Source organism: Dermatophilaceae bacterium Soc4.6, assembly GCA_039889245.1.
Classification (GTDB): Bacteria; Actinomycetota; Actinomycetes; order Actinomycetales; family Dermatophilaceae; genus Lapillicoccus.
This window is the reverse complement of sequence record JAZGVH010000002.1, coordinates 327,355-344,888: the sequence shown is the minus strand read 5'-3', so window position 1 is coordinate 344,888 and position 17,534 is coordinate 327,355. Positions and strand designations below refer to the sequence as shown.

General features: G+C 71.8%; 21 protein-coding genes. 15 read left to right on the top strand and 6 right to left on the bottom strand.

What is annotated here, in order from left to right; all coding sequences use genetic code 11:
* Positions 1-193 precede the first annotated feature (193 nt).
* A complete protein-coding gene (locus tag V3N99_01725; GenBank protein ID MEO3935453.1) occupies positions 194-319 on the bottom strand; it encodes a hypothetical protein in 126 nt (41 codons plus the stop codon).
* 77 nt (positions 320-396) lie between these two features.
* Between V3N99_01725 and V3N99_01720 the strand changes: the two genes are divergently transcribed.
* Positions 397-606, top strand: coding sequence for a hypothetical protein (locus V3N99_01720; GenBank protein ID MEO3935452.1), 210 nt, complete (start codon positions 397-399; stop codon positions 604-606).
* Here V3N99_01720 and V3N99_01715 read toward each other — a convergent pair.
* From V3N99_01715 to V3N99_01700, 4 genes are read right to left on the bottom strand one after another with little or no spacing between them, the layout of a single operon-like run.
* Complete coding sequence (locus tag V3N99_01715) at positions 603-1,091, bottom strand: GNAT family N-acetyltransferase (GenBank protein MEO3935451.1); 489 nt, start codon at positions 1,089-1,091, stop codon at positions 603-605. The two genes, V3N99_01720 and V3N99_01715, sit on opposite strands and share 4 nt — an antisense overlap.
* 37 nt (positions 1,092-1,128) lie before the next feature.
* Positions 1,129-2,559, bottom strand: coding sequence for a glutamate decarboxylase (locus V3N99_01710; GenBank protein MEO3935450.1), 1,431 nt, complete (start codon positions 2,557-2,559; stop codon positions 1,129-1,131).
* 48 nt (positions 2,560-2,607) lie between these two features.
* Positions 2,608-3,432: an ABC transporter permease gene (locus tag V3N99_01705; GenBank protein MEO3935449.1), complete on the bottom strand. Its 825-nt coding sequence runs from the start codon at positions 3,430-3,432 to the stop codon at positions 2,608-2,610.
* Complete coding sequence (locus tag V3N99_01700; GenBank protein MEO3935448.1) at positions 3,429-4,073, bottom strand: ABC transporter ATP-binding protein; 645 nt, start codon at positions 4,071-4,073, stop codon at positions 3,429-3,431. The genes V3N99_01705 and V3N99_01700 overlap by 4 nt, the downstream gene beginning before the upstream one ends.
* Positions 4,074-4,253: 180 nt before the next feature.
* On the opposite strand from V3N99_01700, the gene V3N99_01695 reads away from it, so the two are divergent.
* From V3N99_01695 to V3N99_01635, 13 genes are all read left to right on the top strand, one after another.
* On the top strand, positions 4,254-5,096 hold the full coding sequence (locus tag V3N99_01695) for a helix-turn-helix domain-containing protein (protein ID MEO3935447.1): 843 nt from the start codon (positions 4,254-4,256) through the stop codon (positions 5,094-5,096).
* Positions 5,093-6,514 carry a Fe-S cluster assembly protein SufB gene (gene sufB, locus V3N99_01690; protein ID MEO3935446.1) on the top strand — a complete coding sequence of 474 codons (1,422 nt, stop codon included), beginning with the start codon at positions 5,093-5,095 and terminating at the stop codon, positions 6,512-6,514. Before V3N99_01695 ends, sufB begins: the two co-directional genes overlap by 4 nt.
* Positions 6,514-7,764, top strand: a complete 1,251-nt coding sequence (sufD, locus tag V3N99_01685; GenBank protein ID MEO3935445.1) for a Fe-S cluster assembly protein SufD — start codon at positions 6,514-6,516, stop codon at positions 7,762-7,764. Before sufB ends, sufD begins: the two co-directional genes overlap by 1 nt.
* Entirely contained in the window at positions 7,761-8,129 is a 369-nt protein-coding gene (locus tag V3N99_01680; GenBank protein MEO3935444.1) for a non-heme iron oxygenase ferredoxin subunit, read from the top strand. Before sufD ends, V3N99_01680 begins: the two co-directional genes overlap by 4 nt.
* A gap of 4 nt (positions 8,130-8,133) precedes the next feature.
* Positions 8,134-8,907, top strand: a complete 774-nt coding sequence (sufC, locus tag V3N99_01675) for a Fe-S cluster assembly ATPase SufC (GenBank protein ID MEO3935443.1) — start codon at positions 8,134-8,136, stop codon at positions 8,905-8,907.
* A 12-nt stretch (positions 8,908-8,919) separates the two neighbouring features.
* Positions 8,920-10,341 carry a SufS family cysteine desulfurase gene (locus V3N99_01670; GenBank protein MEO3935442.1) on the top strand — a complete coding sequence of 474 codons (1,422 nt, stop codon included), beginning with the start codon at positions 8,920-8,922 and terminating at the stop codon, positions 10,339-10,341.
* Positions 10,341-10,832, top strand: coding sequence for an SUF system NifU family Fe-S cluster assembly protein (locus tag V3N99_01665; GenBank protein MEO3935441.1), 492 nt, complete (start codon positions 10,341-10,343; stop codon positions 10,830-10,832). The genes V3N99_01670 and V3N99_01665 overlap by 1 nt, the downstream gene beginning before the upstream one ends.
* Before the next feature lie 188 nt (positions 10,833-11,020).
* Positions 11,021-11,311, top strand: a complete 291-nt coding sequence (locus V3N99_01660) for a metal-sulfur cluster assembly factor (protein ID MEO3935440.1) — start codon at positions 11,021-11,023, stop codon at positions 11,309-11,311.
* 57 nt (positions 11,312-11,368) lie between these two features.
* Positions 11,369-12,664 (top strand): O-acetylhomoserine aminocarboxypropyltransferase/cysteine synthase family protein, encoded by a 1,296-nt coding sequence (locus tag V3N99_01655; GenBank protein ID MEO3935439.1) that lies wholly within the window; start codon positions 11,369-11,371, stop codon positions 12,662-12,664.
* Positions 12,664-13,158, top strand: a complete 495-nt coding sequence (locus V3N99_01650) for a CoA-binding protein (protein ID MEO3935438.1) — start codon at positions 12,664-12,666, stop codon at positions 13,156-13,158. Before V3N99_01655 ends, V3N99_01650 begins: the two co-directional genes overlap by 1 nt.
* Before the next feature lie 22 nt (positions 13,159-13,180).
* Positions 13,181-13,429: a type II toxin-antitoxin system VapB family antitoxin gene (locus V3N99_01645; GenBank protein ID MEO3935437.1), complete on the top strand. Its 249-nt coding sequence runs from the start codon at positions 13,181-13,183 to the stop codon at positions 13,427-13,429.
* Positions 13,429-13,689, top strand: a complete 261-nt coding sequence (locus V3N99_01640; protein MEO3935436.1) for a PIN domain-containing protein — start codon at positions 13,429-13,431, stop codon at positions 13,687-13,689. Before V3N99_01645 ends, V3N99_01640 begins: the two co-directional genes overlap by 1 nt.
* Positions 13,690-13,694: 5 nt before the next feature.
* Entirely contained in the window at positions 13,695-14,321 is a 627-nt protein-coding gene (locus V3N99_01635) for an acVLRF1 family peptidyl-tRNA hydrolase (protein ID MEO3935435.1), read from the top strand.
* Positions 14,322-14,331: 10 nt separating this feature from the next.
* On the opposite strand, the gene V3N99_01630 is transcribed toward V3N99_01635, so the two are convergent.
* Positions 14,332-16,164 (bottom strand): NAD(P)/FAD-dependent oxidoreductase, encoded by a 1,833-nt coding sequence (locus tag V3N99_01630; GenBank protein MEO3935434.1) that lies wholly within the window; start codon positions 16,162-16,164, stop codon positions 14,332-14,334.
* 161 nt (positions 16,165-16,325) lie between these two features.
* On the opposite strand from V3N99_01630, the gene V3N99_01625 reads away from it, so the two are divergent.
* Positions 16,326-17,528, top strand: coding sequence for a transcriptional regulator (locus tag V3N99_01625; protein MEO3935433.1), 1,203 nt, complete (start codon positions 16,326-16,328; stop codon positions 17,526-17,528).
* The last annotated feature ends 6 nt before the right edge of the window (positions 17,529-17,534 follow it).

Sequence of the window (17,534 nt, the reverse complement as noted above, 5' to 3'; positions counted from 1 at the left end):
GCACGCAGACCAAGCAGGCGCTGCTGCACACGGCCTTCACGATGGTGCGCGACCAGGGGGTCGGGGCGGTGACGGCCCGAGCCCTCGCCCGGGAGGAGGGGGTCAACCAGGCGCTGGTCTACTACCACTTCGGCAACCTCGACGACCTGCTCGTCGAGGCCTGCAGCGAGGCGACCGGGGCCCTGGTGGCCCGCTACGCCCGGCCCTCGACGAGGTCACCAGCCTCGCTCAGCTGCTCGCGGTCGCCGAGCGGATCACCGCCGACGGTCGCGAGTCGGGCGACGTGCGGCTGCTGGCCCAGGTCATCGCCGCCGCCCACGCGACGACCGCTACGCGCAGATCCTCTCGCGCTCGCTGCCGCAGTGGTACGACGCCGTCGACCGCGCCGCCCAGCGGGTGCTCACGACCCAGGGCCTCGACCGGGCCCTCGACGCGGGCGACGTCGCCCGCCTCGCGACGGTCGCGATGATCGGCGTGCTGCTGCTCGACGGGCGCGACGGGCGCCCTGACGGGGTGTCGCTGGCCGCGTCGAAGCGGGTCGGCGAGCGCCTCGAGCGGCTGCTGCGCCGGGTGCCCGTCGCCCTGCGCCAGCGGGTGCTTCGCTAGAGCTCCTTGGCCATCAGGGCCACCACGTGCCCGGGCTCGCCGCCGCGCCCCACCTCGACGTAGCCCCGGCCGCGGTGGAAGGCCAGCGAGGGCTCGTTGGGTGGGTCGACGTTGACCTCGAGCAGCATCCGCGCCCCGGCGCCGGCCTCGAGCTCCTCGTAGACGGCCGCGGCGATCCCCCGACGCCGGAAGCGGCTGTCGACGACCACGCGGTCGAGGTAGGTGAAGTCGTCGTAGCGCTGCGCGAACCACCGGTAGTTGTCGGAGTCGTAGTCGCTGCCGGGCGCGAAGGTGAGGACGAACCCGCCCACCTCGCCGTCCACCTCGATGACGTCGGCGTGGTCGGCCCAGGCGACCAGCCGCTCCAGCCGGGGCCCGTCGAGCGGGGAGAGCAGCTCGACGTGCAGGTGGTTGAGGTGCAGCACAGCCGGCGCGTCGTCGTCGGTGAGGGGCCGCAGGCGGGCAGGCGAGGCGGTGGTCGGCACGACGACACCGTATGCCGTCACGCCGCACCGGCGCTCGTCAGTGGTGGAAGGAGACCGGCCCGGTGCGCCCGCTCTCGCCGGCGTGCTCGACGAGCCGGTCGGTGACGGTGTGCAGGTCACGCAGGAACAGGTCGGCGAGGTCGCGTGAGAACCCGTTGCGGCACACCACCCGCAGCACGGCGAGGTCGGTGCGGTCGGGGGGGAACCGGTAGGCCGGCACCTGCCAGCCGTGCTCGCGCAGCCCGCGCGAGACCGCGAAGACGTCGAAGGTCGTCACGTCGTCGGCGGTCGTGAAGGCGAGCACCGGCAGCTCGTCGCCCCGGGTGACGAGCCGGTACGACGGCATCGCACCGATCTCGTCGGCGAGCGCGGTCGCGACGTGGCGGCACGCGCGCTGCACCGCCTCCATCCCGGAGAAGCCGAGCCGGAAGAACGTGTAGTACTGGGCGATGACCTCGGCGCCCGGGCGGGAGAAGTTGAGGGCGAAGGTCGGCATGTCGCCGCCGAGGTAGCTCACCCGGAAGACCAGGTCCTCCGGCAGCGCGGCCGCGTCGCGCCACAGCGCCCAGCCGACCCCCGGGTAGACCAGCCCGTACTTGTGGCCGGAGGTGTTGATCGAGGCCACGCGCGGCAGCCGGAAGTCCCAGACGAGGTCGGGGTCGAGGAAGGGGGCGATCATCCCGCCCGAGGCCGCGTCGACGTGCACCGGCACGTCCGGGCCCCCACCGGCCGCGAGCGCGTCGAGGGCGGCCGCGATGTCGGCGACCGGCTCGTAGCTGCCGTCGAAGGTCGACCCGAGGATGGCCACGACCCCGATGGTGTCGTCGTCGCAGGCGGCGGCGGCCTCGGCCGCCCCGAGGTGCAGCCGGTCGCCCTGCACCGGCACCATCCGCGGCTCGACGTCCCAGTAGCGGCAGAACTTCTCCCAGCAGACCTGCACGTTGGCGCCCATGACGAGGTTGGGCCGGCGCGACCGGTCGTGGCCGGTGCGGGCCTCCCAGCGGCGCTTGAGCGCCATGCCCGCCAGCATGCAGGCCTCGCTCGAGCCGGTGGTCGAGCAGCCGGTGAAGCGGCCGTCGGCGGCAGGCGCGTGCCACAGGTCGGCGAGGATGGCCACGCAGCGGTCCTCGATCGCCGCCGTCTGGGGGTACTCGTCCTTGTCGATGATGTTCTTGGCCACCGACTCGGCCATGAGGCGCTCGGCCTGGGGCTCCATCCAGGTCGTGACGAACGTCGCGAGGTTCATCCGCGCGCTGCCGTCGAGGAGCAGCTCGTCGTGCACGACCTGGTAGGCCACGTCGGCCGGGACCGGGTGGGGCGCCAGCCGGTGAGTGGGTGGCGAGACCTCCTCGCCGTACGCCGGGTTGGCCGCTCCGAGGAACGGGTTGCGGTCGCCGCGGCCACTGCCACCGGACAGGGAGGTGATGCGGGAGGGGTGCGGGTGGACGGGATCTTCGTGCAGGGCCATGCGGCCAGTGTCACCGTCCGCGCTGGGAACGGGCCGTGGGCGGAGAGGTCAGTCCGACCAGCGGAAGGTGCGACGCGCGAGGGCGGTGGCCAGGGCGCCCCAGATCAGCAGGGTCAGCACCGCCGTGCCGTCGAGCGTGCCCGACCCGAACGCCGTGCGCAGACCGTCGGCGAGGGCCGAGCTGGGCAGCACGGTCGTCAGGTGGGACAGCCCCGCCGGCAGCTCGGTGCGGGGGACGAGCACGCCGCCGAGGGCCAGCAGCAGCACCCACACGAGGTTGGCCACGGCGAGCACGCCCTCGGCCCGCAGGGTCCCCGCGAGCAGCAGGGCAAGCGCCACGAAGGCCCAGGTCCCGATCAGCAGGAGCAGGGCGGCCGCGGCCCAGCCGGCCGCGTCGGGGTGCCACCCGAGCAGGCCCCCGACGACCCCGATGACGACCCACTGGACGACCTCGACGGCGAGGGTGGCCACGGCCTTGGCGAGCAGGAGCCCGTCCCGCCCGAGCGGGGTCGTGCCGAGGAGGCGCAGCACGCCGTAGCGACGGTCGAAGCCGGTGGAGATGGCCTGGGCGGTGAAGGCGGCGGAGATGATGCAGAGCGCGAGCACCCCGGGGGTGGCGACGTCGACCCGGCGCCCCGAGCCGAGCGAGGGGACGCTCGCCTGGACCAGCCCGACGAGGGCCCCGAGAGGCAGGACGAGGGAGACCAGCAGCTGCTCGCCGTTGCGCACGAGGGTGCCGAGCTCGAAGCCGGACTGCGCGAGCACCCGGCGCATCGGCGAGGCCGGCCCGCCACGCTCGACGCCGCCGGCCCCGAGGGTCGTCGGGGCAGGCACGGCGGCCTTGCGGGAGTCGGGGGAGTCGGTGGCGGTCACTGGCGCACCCTCCTGGTCAGGTCGAAGTAGACGTCCTCGAGGGATCCCCGCCCGACGACCTCGTCGACCGGTCCCTGCGCCACCGTGCGGCCCTCGCTGACGATGACGAGGTGGTCGGCCAGGCGCTGGGCCTCCTCGAAGGAGTGGGTGCTGACGACAACCGTCGTGCCCTCGTCGCGCAGACGGGTCACGAGGTCGTAGACGTCGAGCCGGGCGTGCGGGTCGAGGCCGGCGGTCGGCTCGTCGAGGAAGACGACCTCGGGGCGGCCCACCAGCGCGGCCGCGAGGGCCACGCGCTGCTTCTGGCCGCCGGACAGGCGGCGGATGGTGGTGCGGTCGAAGCGGTCGATGCCGAGGGTGGACGCGAGCTCGCCGACGTCGGCGGGTGCGGCATACAGGCTGGCGAGGTGGTGCAGCAGGCGCATCGGCCGGGTGCCGTTGGGCAGCCCACCCGACTGGAGCATGACGCCCACGCGGGCGCGATGCTCCGCCGGAGCGTGCCACGGGTCCTCGCCGAGCACCCGCACGAGCCCGTCGTCGGGCTGCTGGAGGCCGACGGCGCACTCGATGGCGGTGGTCTTGCCGGCGCCGTTGGGGCCGAGCAGGGCGGTCACGGTCGCCGGGGCCGCGCTCCACGCCATGCCGTCGAGCGCCACCACGTCACCGAAGCTGCGGCGGAGACCGTCGAGGCTGACGGCCGGAAGGGGAAACTGCACCTGACGAGTCTAGGTCGCGCGGCTGGGTCCCTCCTGCGTGCTCGACCGGTCGGGCAGGTTAGGCGACCCTTGCTATCGGCTGGGGACCAATTACGTCACACTGGCATGGTGTTTATCGGATCTGTGGGTGCCCCGGCGGTGGAGGCCGACTGCGAGCAGTCGGCCCACCACCTCGAGCGGCGCACCCGGGAGCGGGTCCTCGCCGTGGTCTCCGAGGACGGCCCGGTGACGGCGGCCGAGATCGGCCGCGTCGTCGGCCTGACCCCGGCAGCGGTCCGACGCCACCTCGACGCACTGGCCGAGCAGTCGGTGATCGCGGAGCACGACCCCGCGTCGCCGGTGCGCGGCCGTGGTCGCCCCGCGCGGGCGTGGGTCGTCTCCGGGGCCGGGCACCTCGCCCTCGACGACGACTACCAGGACCTCGCCGCCCAGACCCTGCGCTACCTCGCAGCCCACGCCGGCCCCGAGGCCGTCGACGCGTTCGCCCGCGAGCGGGTCGCCGGTCTCGAGAGCCGGTACGCCGGTCGCCTCGCCGCCGCCGGGCCCTCGACCCGGGCCCGCGTCGACGTCCTCGTCGACGCGCTGACCCAGGACGGGTACGCCGCCAGCGCCCGTCCGGTCGGTGAGCAGGGCAGCCCGCTGCACGGCATCCAGCTGTGCCAGGGGCACTGCCCCGTCGGACAGGTGGCCGAGGAGTTCCCGGCCTTCTGCGACGCCGAGACCGACGCGATCTCGCGGCTGCTCGGCGTGCACGTGCAGCGGCTGGCCACCCTCGCCGGGGGCGCCCACGTCTGCACGACCTTCATCCCGACACCCACCGTCCCGACCACCACGCAGACGACCCCGGTGGGAACACCGAGGCGTCCGCGGCCCTTGCACGAAGAGGCGGCCCTGACCGGCGTTCCACCCGTGCACCCCCGTCCCCACCACGAAAGGTCCTCCCGATGACCACCCACATCGAAGAGCTCAACCCCGGACTGAAGGACCTCGGTCGGTACGAGTACGGCTGGGCCGACAGCGACGCTGCCGGCGCCCTGGCCAAGCGAGGCCTCTCCGAGGACACCGTGCGCAACATCAGCGCGCTCAAGAACGAGCCGCAGTGGATGCTCGACCTGCGCCTGAAGTCGCTGAAGCTGTTCGGCAAGAAGCCCATGCCGACCTGGGGCTCCGACCTCACCGGCATCGACTTCCAGAACATCAAGTACTTCGTGCGCTCCACGGAGAAGCAGGCGACCTCGTGGGAGGACCTGCCCGAGGACATCCGCAACACCTACGACAAGCTGGGCATCCCCGAGGCCGAGAAGCAGCGGCTCATCGGCGGGGTCGCGGCCCAGTACGAGTCCGAGGTCGTCTACCACCAGATCCGTGAGGACCTCGAGGAGAAGGGGGTCATCTTCGTCGACACCGACACCGGTCTGCGCGAGCACGAGGACCTCTTCCGCGAGTACTTCACCTCGGTGATCCCCGCGGGCGACAACAAGTTCGCCTCGCTCAACACCGCGGTGTGGTCGGGCGGCTCCTTCATCTACGTCCCCAAGGGCGTCAAGATCGACATCCCCCTGCAGGCCTACTTCCGGATCAACACCGAGAACATGGGCCAGTTCGAGCGCACCCTGATCATCGCCGACGAGGGCTCCGACGTGCACTACGTCGAGGGCTGCACCGCGCCGATCTACAAGTCCGACTCGCTGCACTCCGCCGTCGTGGAGATCATCGTCAAGAAGAACGCCCGGGTGCGCTACACCACCATCCAGAACTGGTCCAACAACGTCTACAACCTCGTCACCAAGCGCGCCACGTGCGCCGAGGGCGCGACCATGGAGTGGATCGACGGCAACATCGGCTCCAAGGTGACGATGAAGTACCCCGCCGTCTACCTGCTCGGTGAGCACTCCAAGGGCGAGACGCTGTCGATCGCCTTCGCCGGCGAGGGCCAGCACCAGGACGCCGGCGCCAAGATGGTCCACCAGGCGCCCAACACCAGCTCGACGATCGTGTCGAAGTCGGTCGCCCGGGGTGGCGGACGCACCTCCTACCGCGGCCTCGTCCAGATCATGGAAGGCGCCACCAACTCGAAGTCGACGGTGCGCTGCGACGCGCTGCTCGTCGACACGATCAGCCGGTCCGACACCTACCCCTACGTCGACGTCCGCGAGGACGACGTGCAGATGGGTCACGAGGCCACGGTCTCCAAGGTGTCAGCCGACCAGCTGTTCTACCTCCAGTCCCGCGGGATGACCGAGGAGGAGGCCATGGCCATGATCGTGCGCGGGTTCGTCGAGCCCATCGCCCGTGAGCTGCCCATGGAGTACGCCCTCGAGCTCAACCGCCTGATCGAGCTGCAGATGGAAGGAGCAGTCGGCTGATGCCGCTGTTGGAGAAGAAGCTTTCGGACAGGGCCGAGGGGACGACGATCCCCGGAGCCACCTCGCACGTCGACGGGGGTGAGGCGTTCGTGCCCGACCAGTCGCGGGCCGAGCGCGCGACGTCCTTCGCCGTCGCCGACTTCCCCGTGCCCTCGGGCCGCGAGGAGGAGTGGCGCTTCACCCCGGTCGACCGGCTGCGCGCGCTCTTCGCCGACGCCCCGGCCGACGACCTCGAGGGTGATCCCGCGGCGTCCTTCGACCTCGAGGGCCCGCAGGAGGCCTTCCCCGGCACGCTCGCGGCGGGCCAGGCCCCCCGGGGGTCGGCGCTCGTCCCGGCCGACCGGGCAGCAGTCGTCGCCTCGGCGCAGGTCGCCGCCGCGCCCCACGTGCGCATCCCGGCCGACGCCGACTACGCCGAGCCGCTGCGGGTGCGGGTGCACGGCGCCGGCCCCGGTCGTCGCTCCAGCTCGCACCTCGTGCTCGAGGCCGGTCGCCACAGCCGCTCGGTGGTCGTGCTCGAGCACACCGGCTCGGGTGACCACACCGGCAACGTCGAGGTCGTCGTCGGCGACGGCGCCAGCCTCACCGTCGTGTCGATCCAGCACTGGGACGACGACGCCAACCACCTCGGCCAGCACGACGCCCTCGTGGGACGCGACGCGACCTTCAAGCACATCGCCGTCACCCTCGGCGGCGGCATCGTGCGGATCAACACCAACGTGCGGTATGCCGGCCCCGGTGGGTCGGCGACGCTGCTCGGCGTCTACTTCGCCGACTCGGGGCAGCACCTCGAGCACCGCAGCTTCGTCGACCACAACGCCCCGCACTGCACGAGCCTCGTCACCTACAAGGGCGCGCTGCAGGGCGACTCGGCGCACACCGTCTGGGTGGGCGACGTGCTCATCCGCGCGGTCGCCGAGGGCACCGAGACCTACGAGCTCAACCGCAACCTCGTGCTCACCGACGGGGCGCGGGCCGACTCGGTGCCCAACCTCGAGATCGAGACCGGTGAGATCGTCAGCGCCGGCCACGCCTCGGCGACCGGCCGGTTCGACGACGAGCAGCTGTTCTACCTGCAGGCCCGCGGCATCCCCGAGGACCAGGCCCGACGTCTCGTCGTGCGTGGCTTCCTCGTCGACGTCATCAACCAGATCCCCGACGAGGCCCTGCGCGACCGGCTCTTCGCCGACGTCGACGCCGAGCTCTCCGCCGCCGCGCGGGCCGGGGCGCAGGTGGGCGTGACCTCATGAGCGCCGAGCCCACGACCCACCCCGTGGACACGAGCGAGGCCGGCTGGACGCTCGTCTGCCAGGTCGGCGACGTCGCCCCCGGCACGGCTGCCCAGGCCGAGGTCGACGGCCACGTCGTCGCCCTCGTGCGCGAGACCGACGGCACCTACCACGCCCTCGATGACCGGTGCACCCACGCCAACGTCTCGCTGTCGGAGGGCGAGGTCGACGGCTGCGCCCTCGAGTGCTGGCTCCACGGCTCGCGCTTCGACCTGCGCACCGGCCAGCCCTCCGGCCCCCCGGCGATCACGCCGGTGGCGGTCTACCCCGTGAAGATCGATGGAGACGACGTCCTGGTCTCCATCCACCGACAGATGGAGAACTGACGACATGACCACTCTCGAGATCCGCGACCTGCACGTCACGGTCGATGTCGAGGACGGCACCAAGGAGATCCTCCGCGGCGTCGACCTGACCATCCGCTCCGGCGAGACCCACGCGATCATGGGGCCCAACGGCTCCGGCAAGTCGACGCTGGCCTACTCCATCGCCGGTCACCCGAAGTACACCGTGGCCTCCGGCAGCATCACCCTCGACGGCGAGGACGTGCTGGCCATGTCCGTCGACGAGCGGGCCCGCGCCGGCCTGTTCCTCGCGATGCAGTACCCCGTCGAGGTCCCCGGGGTCACCGTCTCCAACTTCCTGCGCACGGCCAAGACCGCCATCGACGGTGAGGCCCCCAAGCTGCGCACCTGGGTCAAGGAGATGAAGGGCGCCATGGAGCAGCTGCGCATGGACCCGGTCTTCGCCGAGCGCAACGTCAACGAGGGCTTCTCCGGCGGTGAGAAGAAGCGTCACGAGATCCTCCAGATGGAGCTGCTCAAGCCGCGCATCGCGATCCTCGACGAGACCGACTCCGGCCTCGACGTCGACGCGCTGAAGGTCGTCTCCGAGGGCGTCAACCGGGTCAAGGAGACCAGCGACATCGGCGTTCTGCTCATCACGCACTACACCCGCATCCTGCGCTACATCAAGCCCGACTTCGTGCACGTCTTCGTCGACGGCAAGGTCGTCGAGCAGGGTGGCTCCGAGCTGGCCGACCGCCTCGAGGACGAGGGCTACGACCGCTACCTGACGCCGGCCACCGCGTCGGCCACGGTCTGAGGCTCGAGCCCCATGACCACCGCCGAGCCGTCGCGGGCGCAGCCCTTCAGTGATGCGGAGGTCACCGCCATCCGGGGTGACTTCCCGATCCTGACGCGCACCGTGCGCGACGGTCGGCCGCTGGTCTACCTCGACTCAGGCGCCACCTCGCACAAGCCCTGGGTGGTGCTCGCGGCCGAGCAGGAGTTCTACGAGAAGCACAACTCGGCGGTGCACCGCGGTGCCCACCAGCTCTCCGAGGAGGGCACCGAGCTCTACGAAGCGGCTCGCGAGACGATCGCCGGCCTCGTCGGGGCCCCGGCCAGCGAGGTCGTCTTCACCAAGAACGCCACCGAGTCGCTCAACCTCGTCGCCTACGCCTTCTCCAACGCCACCCACGGCGGCGGGGGAGCGCGCGGGGGGACGCGTGAGGGCGGTGACGCGGGTGCGGCGCGGTTCGTCCTGCGGCCAGGCGACGAGGTGCTGGTCACCGAGATGGAGCACCACGCCAACCTCGTGCCCTGGCAGGAGCTGTGCCGCCGCACCGGGGCCACGCTGCGCTGGGTGCCCGTGGCGGGCGATGGCAGCCTCGACCTGAGCACCCTCGACGAGCTGCTGACCCCCCGCACCAAGGTCTTCGCCTTCACCCACGTCTCCAACGTGCTCGGCACGGTCAACCCCGTGCGCGAGCTCACCGACCGTGCCCACGCGGTCGGTGCCCTCGTCGTGCTCGACGCGTGCCAGTCGGCGCCGCACCTGGCCCTGGACGTGACCGACCTCGACGTCGACTTCCTCGCCTTCAGCGGCCACAAGATGTTCGGACCGCTCGGGATCGGCGTGCTGTGGGGTCGGGCCGAGCTGCTCGACGCCATGCCGACCTTCCTCACGGGTGGGTCGATGATCGAGACCGTGACGATGGAGGGCTCGACCTACGCTCCCGTGCCGCAGAAGTTCGAGGCCGGTGTGCCGATGGCCGCCCAGGCCATCGGCCTCGCTGCGGCGGTCGACTACCTCACGGAGCTCGGGATCGACCGGGTCACCGCGCACGAGCAGCGGCTGACCGAGCACCTGCTGACCGGCATCGCCGAGCGACCGTGGCTGAGGGTGGTCGGTCCGCCGACAGCCGCCGAGCGCGGCGCGACCGTGGCCTTCGTCGTCGAGGTGGCCGGCGCCCCCGGCGACCGTCCCGAGACCGTGCACGCGCACGACGTCGGCCAGGTGCTGGACGACCGCGGGATCGCGGTGCGTGTCGGTCACCACTGTGCCTGGCCCCTGCACCGCGCGCTCGGGGTCGCGGCGACCACTCGCGCCACCTTCGCCGCCTACAACACGGTCGCCGAGGTCGATGCGCTGCTCGAGGCGCTCGACCTGGTGCCCGGGGTCTTCGGTCTCGACGTCTCCCTGCACCAGCACGCCCAGGTCCCCACCCGCACCCCGCAGGAGGCTCACGCCTGATGGACCTCTACCAGGAGCTCATCCTCGAGCACTCGAAGCGCCCCCGGCACGCCGGGCTGCGCGAGCCGTTCGCCGCCGAGGTGCACCACGTCAACCCGACCTGCGGCGACGAGGTGACCCTGCGCGTGCAGCTCGACGGCGAGGGCGAGGGAGCCATCGTGCGCGACCTGTCCTACGACGCGCTCGGCTGCTCGATCTCGGTCGCCTCGAGCTCGGTGCTGGCCGAGGAGGTCACCGGTCGCACCGTGATCGAGGCGCTCCATACGTATGCCGCCATGCGCGCCATGCTGACCTCGAAGGGCCAGGACCTCGGCGACGAGGACGCCATCGGTGACGGTGTCGCCCTCGCCGGTGTCGGCAAGTACCCTTCGCGGGTCAAGTGCGCGCTCCTCGGCTGGAGCGCCTTCACCGACGCCCTCGCAAGAGCCGGCGTCGACATCGCCACCCTCACCCCTGACGCCACCCGCACCCCCACCCCGACGAAGGGCTGAGCATGTCCGACACCGAGACCACCACCGACACCCACGCGGGTCACGACCACGCCGGTCACGACCACGCGGGTCACGACCACGCCGGTCACGACCATGCAGGTCACGACCACGCGGCCCCCGAGGGTCCGCCGAGCGCCGGCGTCGCGCCGTCCTCGACCTACGGCGGCACCGCTGCCAACGTCGCCGACGTGGAGGAGGCGCTGCGTGACGTCGTCGACCCCGAGCTGGGCATCAACGTCGTCGACCTCGGCCTGATCTACGGCATCACCGTCGACTCGGCCGCCCAGGCGATCATCGACATGACGCTGACCTCGGCGGCCTGCCCGCTGACCGACGTCATCGAGGACCAGACGGCCACCGCGCTCGACGGCCTGACCAACGGCTTCCGGATCAACTGGGTCTGGATGCCGCCGTGGGGCCCCGACAAGATCACCGACGACGGCCGCGAGCAGCTGCGCGCCCTCGGCTTCAACCTCTGACGTGCGCTCGTGGGCGGTCACAGAATCACCTCATGTGACCGTGGTTGAGGTGACTCTTTGACCACCCAGGGGGAGCGGGCGTACGGCTTCCGCACCCGAGCGATCCACGCCGGGGCGATCCCGGACGCGGCGCACGGGGCGCGGGCGCTGCCGATCTACCAGAGCAGCGCGTTCGTCTTCGACGACACGGCCGACGCCGCGGCACGCTTCGCCCTGCAGAAGTACGGCAACATCTACAGCCGTCTCTCCAACCCCACGGTCGCCGCCTTCGAGGAGCGGGTGGCGTCGCTCGAGGGCGGCCTGGGCGCCGTGGCGACCGGGTCGGGGCTCGGTGCCGAGCTGATCACCTTCGCCGCCCTCGCCGGCGCGGGTGACGAGATCGTCGCCAGCGCCTCGCTCTACGGAGGTACGGTCACCCAGCTCGACGTCACGCTGCGCCGCTTCGGCGTCAGCACCACCTTCGTGGGGTCGCACGACCCCGAGGCCTATGCCGCGGCGATCACCGACCGCTCGAGGCTGGTCTTCGTCGAGAGCATCGCCAACCCCTCGGGTGCGATCGCCGACCTGTCCGGTCTCGCCGACGTCGCGCACGCCCACGGCATCCCGCTGGTCGTCGACTCGACCGTGGCGACGCCCTACCTCCTGCGGCCGATGGAGTGGGGGGCCGACCTCGTCACCCACTCGGCGACGAAGTTCCTCGGCGGGCACGGCACCACGCTCGGTGGCGTGGTCGTCGAGTCGGGCCGCTTCGACTGGGCGGGCGGGAAGTTCCCCCTGTTCACGCAGGAGGTGCCGCACTACGGCGGTCTCACCTGGAGCGGCAACTTCGGGGAGTACGCCTTCCTCACCAGGCTGCGCGCGGAGCAGCTGCGCGACCTCGGGCCCGTGCTGGCCCCGCACTCGGCGTGGCTCCTCGCCCAGGGTCTCGAGACCCTGCCCTTCCGGATGCAGGCGCACGTCGAGAACGCCCGCGTCATCGCGCAGTGGCTGGACGCCAACCCGCTCGTCGCTGCGGTCAACTGGGCCGGGTTGCCCGACCACCCGCATCACGAGCGCGCCCAGAAGTACCTGCCGGCCGGGCCCGGATCGGTCTTCACGTTCGAGCTGGCCGGAGGACGCGCCGTGGGTCAGCGCTTCATCGAGTCGGTCGAGCTGGCCTCGCACCTGGCCAACATCGGCGACACCAAGACGCTGGTGATCCACCCGGCGTCGACGACGCACGCCCAGCTGTCCGAGCAGCAGCTGGTCGACGGGGGAGTGGCTCCGGGGCTCGTGCGCATCTCGGTCGGCATCGAGGACGCCGCCGACATCATCGACGACCTTGAGCAGGCCTTGGCCAAGGCGGTGGCGTGATGACCCCGTCGCCTCCCCTCCCGTCGGCGAAGGAGCGGCTGGGCATCCTGCGGTCCACCGGCAGCGTCGCCGTGGTCGGTGCCTCCCCGAACCCCGCGCGGGCCTCGTTCTTCGTGGCCACCTACCTGCTGGCCTCGACCGACTACGAGACCTTCTTCGTCAACCCCGTGGCTGCGGCCAGGGGCGAGGCCATCCTCGGGCGTGCGATCTATCCCGACCTCGCCTCCCTGCCGGTCGTGCCCGACCTCGTCGACGTCTTCCGCAAGGCCGACGACACCCCGGAGGTGGCCCGCGAGGCGGTCGCCGTCGGCGCGACGACCCTCTGGCTGCAGCTGAGGGTGTTCTCCGACGAGGCCGCGGCGATCGCCCGCGAGGGTGGTCTGGGCGTGGTCATGGACCGCTGCCTGAAGATCGAGCACGCCCGCTTCCACGGCGGGCTGCACCTCTTCGGCTTCGACACCGGGCAGATCAGCTCGCGCAGGCCGAGCCGCTGACCCAGATGCGTATCGTTGGTGTATGACCCGCACCAACATCGACATCGATGACGACCTCGTCGCCGAGGCCATGCGTCGGTACGGGCTGTCGTCCAAGCGCGAGGCGGTCGCGTTCGCCCTGCCGCGGCTGGTGGGTCCCGTCATCAGCCGGGCGGAGATGCTCGACATGGAGGGCTCGGGCTGGGACGGCGACCTCGAGGCCCTGCGCTCGGACGAGGTGGAGCAGGTGGAGCACGTGGAGCCGGTCGAGCCGGTGGAGGCACAGCACTGATGACGTTGGTCGACACCTCGGTGTGGATCGAGTTCCTCCGGGGCACCCCGACGGGTGCCGCCAGCTTCGTGCGAGACAACCTCGGGGGCCGTATCCACGGCAGCGAGCCCGTCCTGATGGAGCTGCTCGCCGGTGCGCACACCGACTGCCTGATAGCCGCGGTCGCCTTGCGCCGGGGGATACCGCTGGCCCACCGGGATCGCGACGACGAGTACATCGCGGCGGCCACCGGACTCGCTGTCGTGGACCTGCGCGAATGAGGGACGTGAGCACCGGGTCGCTCACGCCGCGCACCGTGGAGGTGGCCCCCGAGCGGGTCGAGAGGTGGGTGGGCAACTTCGGCGAGCGCCACGGCGGCGTCGAGGTGAGCGAGCACGGGGGTCGGGTGACCTCACTCCTCGGTGCCGACGGGGCGACGGCGACCTTCGACTGGTTCGACGCCGAGCCGTTGGGCGTGGTGCTCGTGCGCCGTGGCGGCTACGCCGTGGCCCTGGTCCGCGGGAGCGAGCTGGCCCTGCACAAGGTCGGCGCGCGGCACGTGCAGTCGCGCACGGCAGCCGGTGGCTGGTCGCAGCAGCGGTTCGCCCGACGTCGGGGCAACCAGGCCGACGCCCTGGTCGACGCCGTCGTCGGGCATGCGCTGCGGGTGGTGCTCGGCGGCGACGAGTCGCCCGCAGGCGGCGCGGCGGACGTGCCGCGGGGTCTCGTCGTCGGTGGTGACCGGGCGATGGCGGCCGCCGTGCTCGACGACGGCCGCCTCCGCGCACTGGCCGGTCTGCCACGCCGCGAGCTCTACGACCTTCCTGACCCGAAGAGGGCGGTGCTCGACGACGCCGTGCGGCGGGGACGCGCCGTACGGGTCACCCTCGTCGAGCCGCTGCCCGCGCCGTGAGGCGCCCCGGCTACGACGTGTGGTGCACCTCCTGCAGCCGGTAGACCGGTGTGTCGAGCCCCTCGTAGCGGGCCTTGAGCTGCAGCGCGAGGTAGAGCGAGTAGTGGCGCGACTGGTGCAGGTTGCCCCCGTGCATCCACAGGTTGGTGACCTGGGTCGGCTTCCACGTGTTGCGCTGCTCGCCCTCCCACGGACCGGGGTCCTTGGTCGTGTCGGAGCCGAGGCCCCAGACCTTGCCGACCCGGTCGGCCGTCTCCTGGTCGATGAGGTCGGCGACCCAGCCGTTCATCGAGTTGTAGCCGGTGGCGAAGACGACGAGGTCGGCCGCCAGCTCGGTGCCGTCCTCCAGCACGACGGCGTGCTCGGTGAGGTGGTCGACCTGCCCGTGCACGAGGTGCACGTCGCCGTCGGCGACCAGCTCGGCGGCGCCCACGTCGATGTAGTAGCCCGAGCCGCGGCGGAGGTACTTCATGAACAGGCCCGAGCCGTCGGCGCCCCAGTCGTGCCAGAAGCCAGCCGCCTCGAGCCGGTCGTAGAAGTCCTTGTCGACCTCGGCCATCTTCTCGTAGGCCGGGATCTGGAACTCGTGGAGGATCCGGTAGGGGAGCGAGGCGAAGATCATGTCGGCCTTCTCCGTCGTGACCCCGGCCTCGAGGGCCCGCTCGGAGTAGAGGTCGCCGAGCCCGTACTCCATCAGGCTCGCGCTCTTGACGATGTGCGTCGACGACCGCTGGACCATCGTCACGTCGACGTCGTGCTCCCACAGCGCCCCGCAGATGTCGAAGGCGCTGTTGTTGCTGCCGATGACCACGGCCTTCTTGCCCGTGTAGGCGTCGGGCCCGGGGTGGCGCGAGGAGTGGTGCACGTCGCCGCGGAAGACGTCGAGGCCGGTCACCTCCGGCATCCGGGGCTTGCCCGACATGCCGGTGGCGAAGACCAGCTGCGTGGGGCGCAGCACGAGCGGCTGGCCGTCGCGCTCGACCTCGACCGTCCACTCCTGCGCCTCCTCCGACCACGTCGCCGAGGTGGCGACCGTGCTGCTCCAGTAGGGCACCTCCATGACCTTGACGTAGGACTCCAGCCAGTCGCCGATCTTGTCCTTCGGGGCGAAGACCGGCCAGTTGTCGGGGAACTTGAGGTAGGGCAGGTGGTCGTACCAGACCGGGTCGTGCAGGCACAGCGACTTGTAGCGCCCTCGCCACTGGTCTCCGGGGTGGGGGTGCTTGTCGATCACCAGGGAGGGCACCCCGAGCTGTCGCAGCCGCGACCCGAGGCCGATTCCGCCCTGGCCGCCGCCGATGACCAGGACGTAGGGCTGGGTGGTCGACCCGAGGCTCTCCGCCTCGGCCTGGCGCTTCTCCTTCCACGTCTGGCGGGTCTTGCTCGCCCCGTGCTCGGCACCCATCGGTCGGTGGGTGCCGCGCGGCTCCTCGTGACCCTTCAGCTCGTAGAGCGCGGTGAGGAGGGTCCACGCCTTGTCCTCACCGTCCTCCTCCTTGAGGCGCAGCAGTCCGTTGCCGCGTCCGGTCGCCGTCTCGAAGGTCACCCAGGCGGTCACGACGCCACCGTCCTCGCTCGCGGGCTCGCTGGTGGTCAGGTGCGAGGGGTCGGTGCGCTCGAGGGTCTCGGTGAGCAGGTCGCGCACGCCGTCGGGGCCCTCGACGGTCGCGATGTTCCACGTGAAGGAGACCAGGTCCCGCCAGAAGCTGCTCTGAGCGAACATCCCCGCCGCCCGGTCGACGTCACGGGCCACCAGGGCTGCCTCGAAGGCGGTGAGCCAGGCCTGCGCCCGCTCGGGAGCGGAGGGCGTCTCGTGGGTGGTGCGCTCCAGGGTGTCGGTCATGTGCACTCCTTGTCGGCCGGCGGATCCCCATCGACCCGCGCTGCACGCCAGCACACTCCTCACGCGGCCGTCGGCGTAAGGGTTGCAACGGGTTGCATCCGGATACGCTCAGGTGATCGGAAGGAGTCGACGATGACTCGCACGCTCGCGTCAGCACCCTCATGACGCCGTATGCCGGTGCCGCGGTGATCCCCGGCACCCACCTCGGTCAGCACGCCCGCGACCTCCAGCGGGTCCACGACGCCGTCATGGGTGGCACGACGCCGCCGACGCGTCCGCGTCCGCTCGTCTCGAGGTCCTGGACCCGTGTGCTCGGGCTGGGGCTCGACCCGACCCGGGCGAACGCGCGCGACCCCCTGCCGTGGGGCGAGGTCGAGCGCCGACGCCGCTCGTCGCCCCTGCGCCTCGTCGTCGACGAGATCCGGTCGGTGCTCACCACGGTGGCCGATGCCTCGTACTTCATCGTCGTCGTCACGGACGCCGAGGGGGTCATCCTGTGGCGGGAGGGCTCAGCCGCCGTGCTCCGCCGCGCCGACGTGCTCGGCTTCACCGAGGGTGCGACGTGGACCGAGGACCACGTCGGCACCAACGCGATCGGCACGGCCCTGGCCGAGCAGGCGCCGGTGCAGCTCTTCTCCGCAGAGCACTTCGAGGAGAGCCAGCACCCCTGGTACTGCACGGCATCGCCTGTGCACGACCCGCGCACCGGCGTCCTCCTGGGCGTCGTCGACGTCAGCGGGCCGGCGATGACCCTCCACCCGGCCCTCATCGCCCTGGTCGACACCGCGACCAAGCTCGCCCAGGAGCGGCTGTGGCGCCACCACGAGCAGTCGCTGCAGCGACTGCGTCGCTCCGCGGAGCACGTGCTGGCGACGGCGAGCGGGCCGCTGCTGCTCGTGGACTACGAGGGCTGGGTGGCGCACTACAGCGGGGTCCTCGTGCGTGACCGGATCGCGGCTCCGACGCCCGACCGCCCGATCGCCGTGGCCGGCCTCGGCCTGTGCCTGCCGGAGCGGCTCGGCGAGGGGTGGCTGGTCCGCCCCCACCAGCGGGCGTCGTCACTGACCGCGAGCCTGCGCACCGTCGGCGGTGTGGCCGTCCTCGAGGTGTCGGCCGACGTCGACGGGGCCAGCGGCTGGCGCGCGTCCCTCACCCCGCGGCACGCGGCGATCCTTGCTCTGCTCGCGGCGGCCGGCACCGACGGTCTGAGCGCTGCGCGGCTCAGCTGCGCCCTGTTCGGGGACGACGAGCACCAGGTGACCGTGCGCGCCGAGGTGAGCCGGCTGCGGCGGGTGGTCGGCACGCTGGTCGCCGCAGCGCCCTACCGGATCGCCGAGGGGGTGCGTCTGGTCTGCGAGACCTGAGGGCCA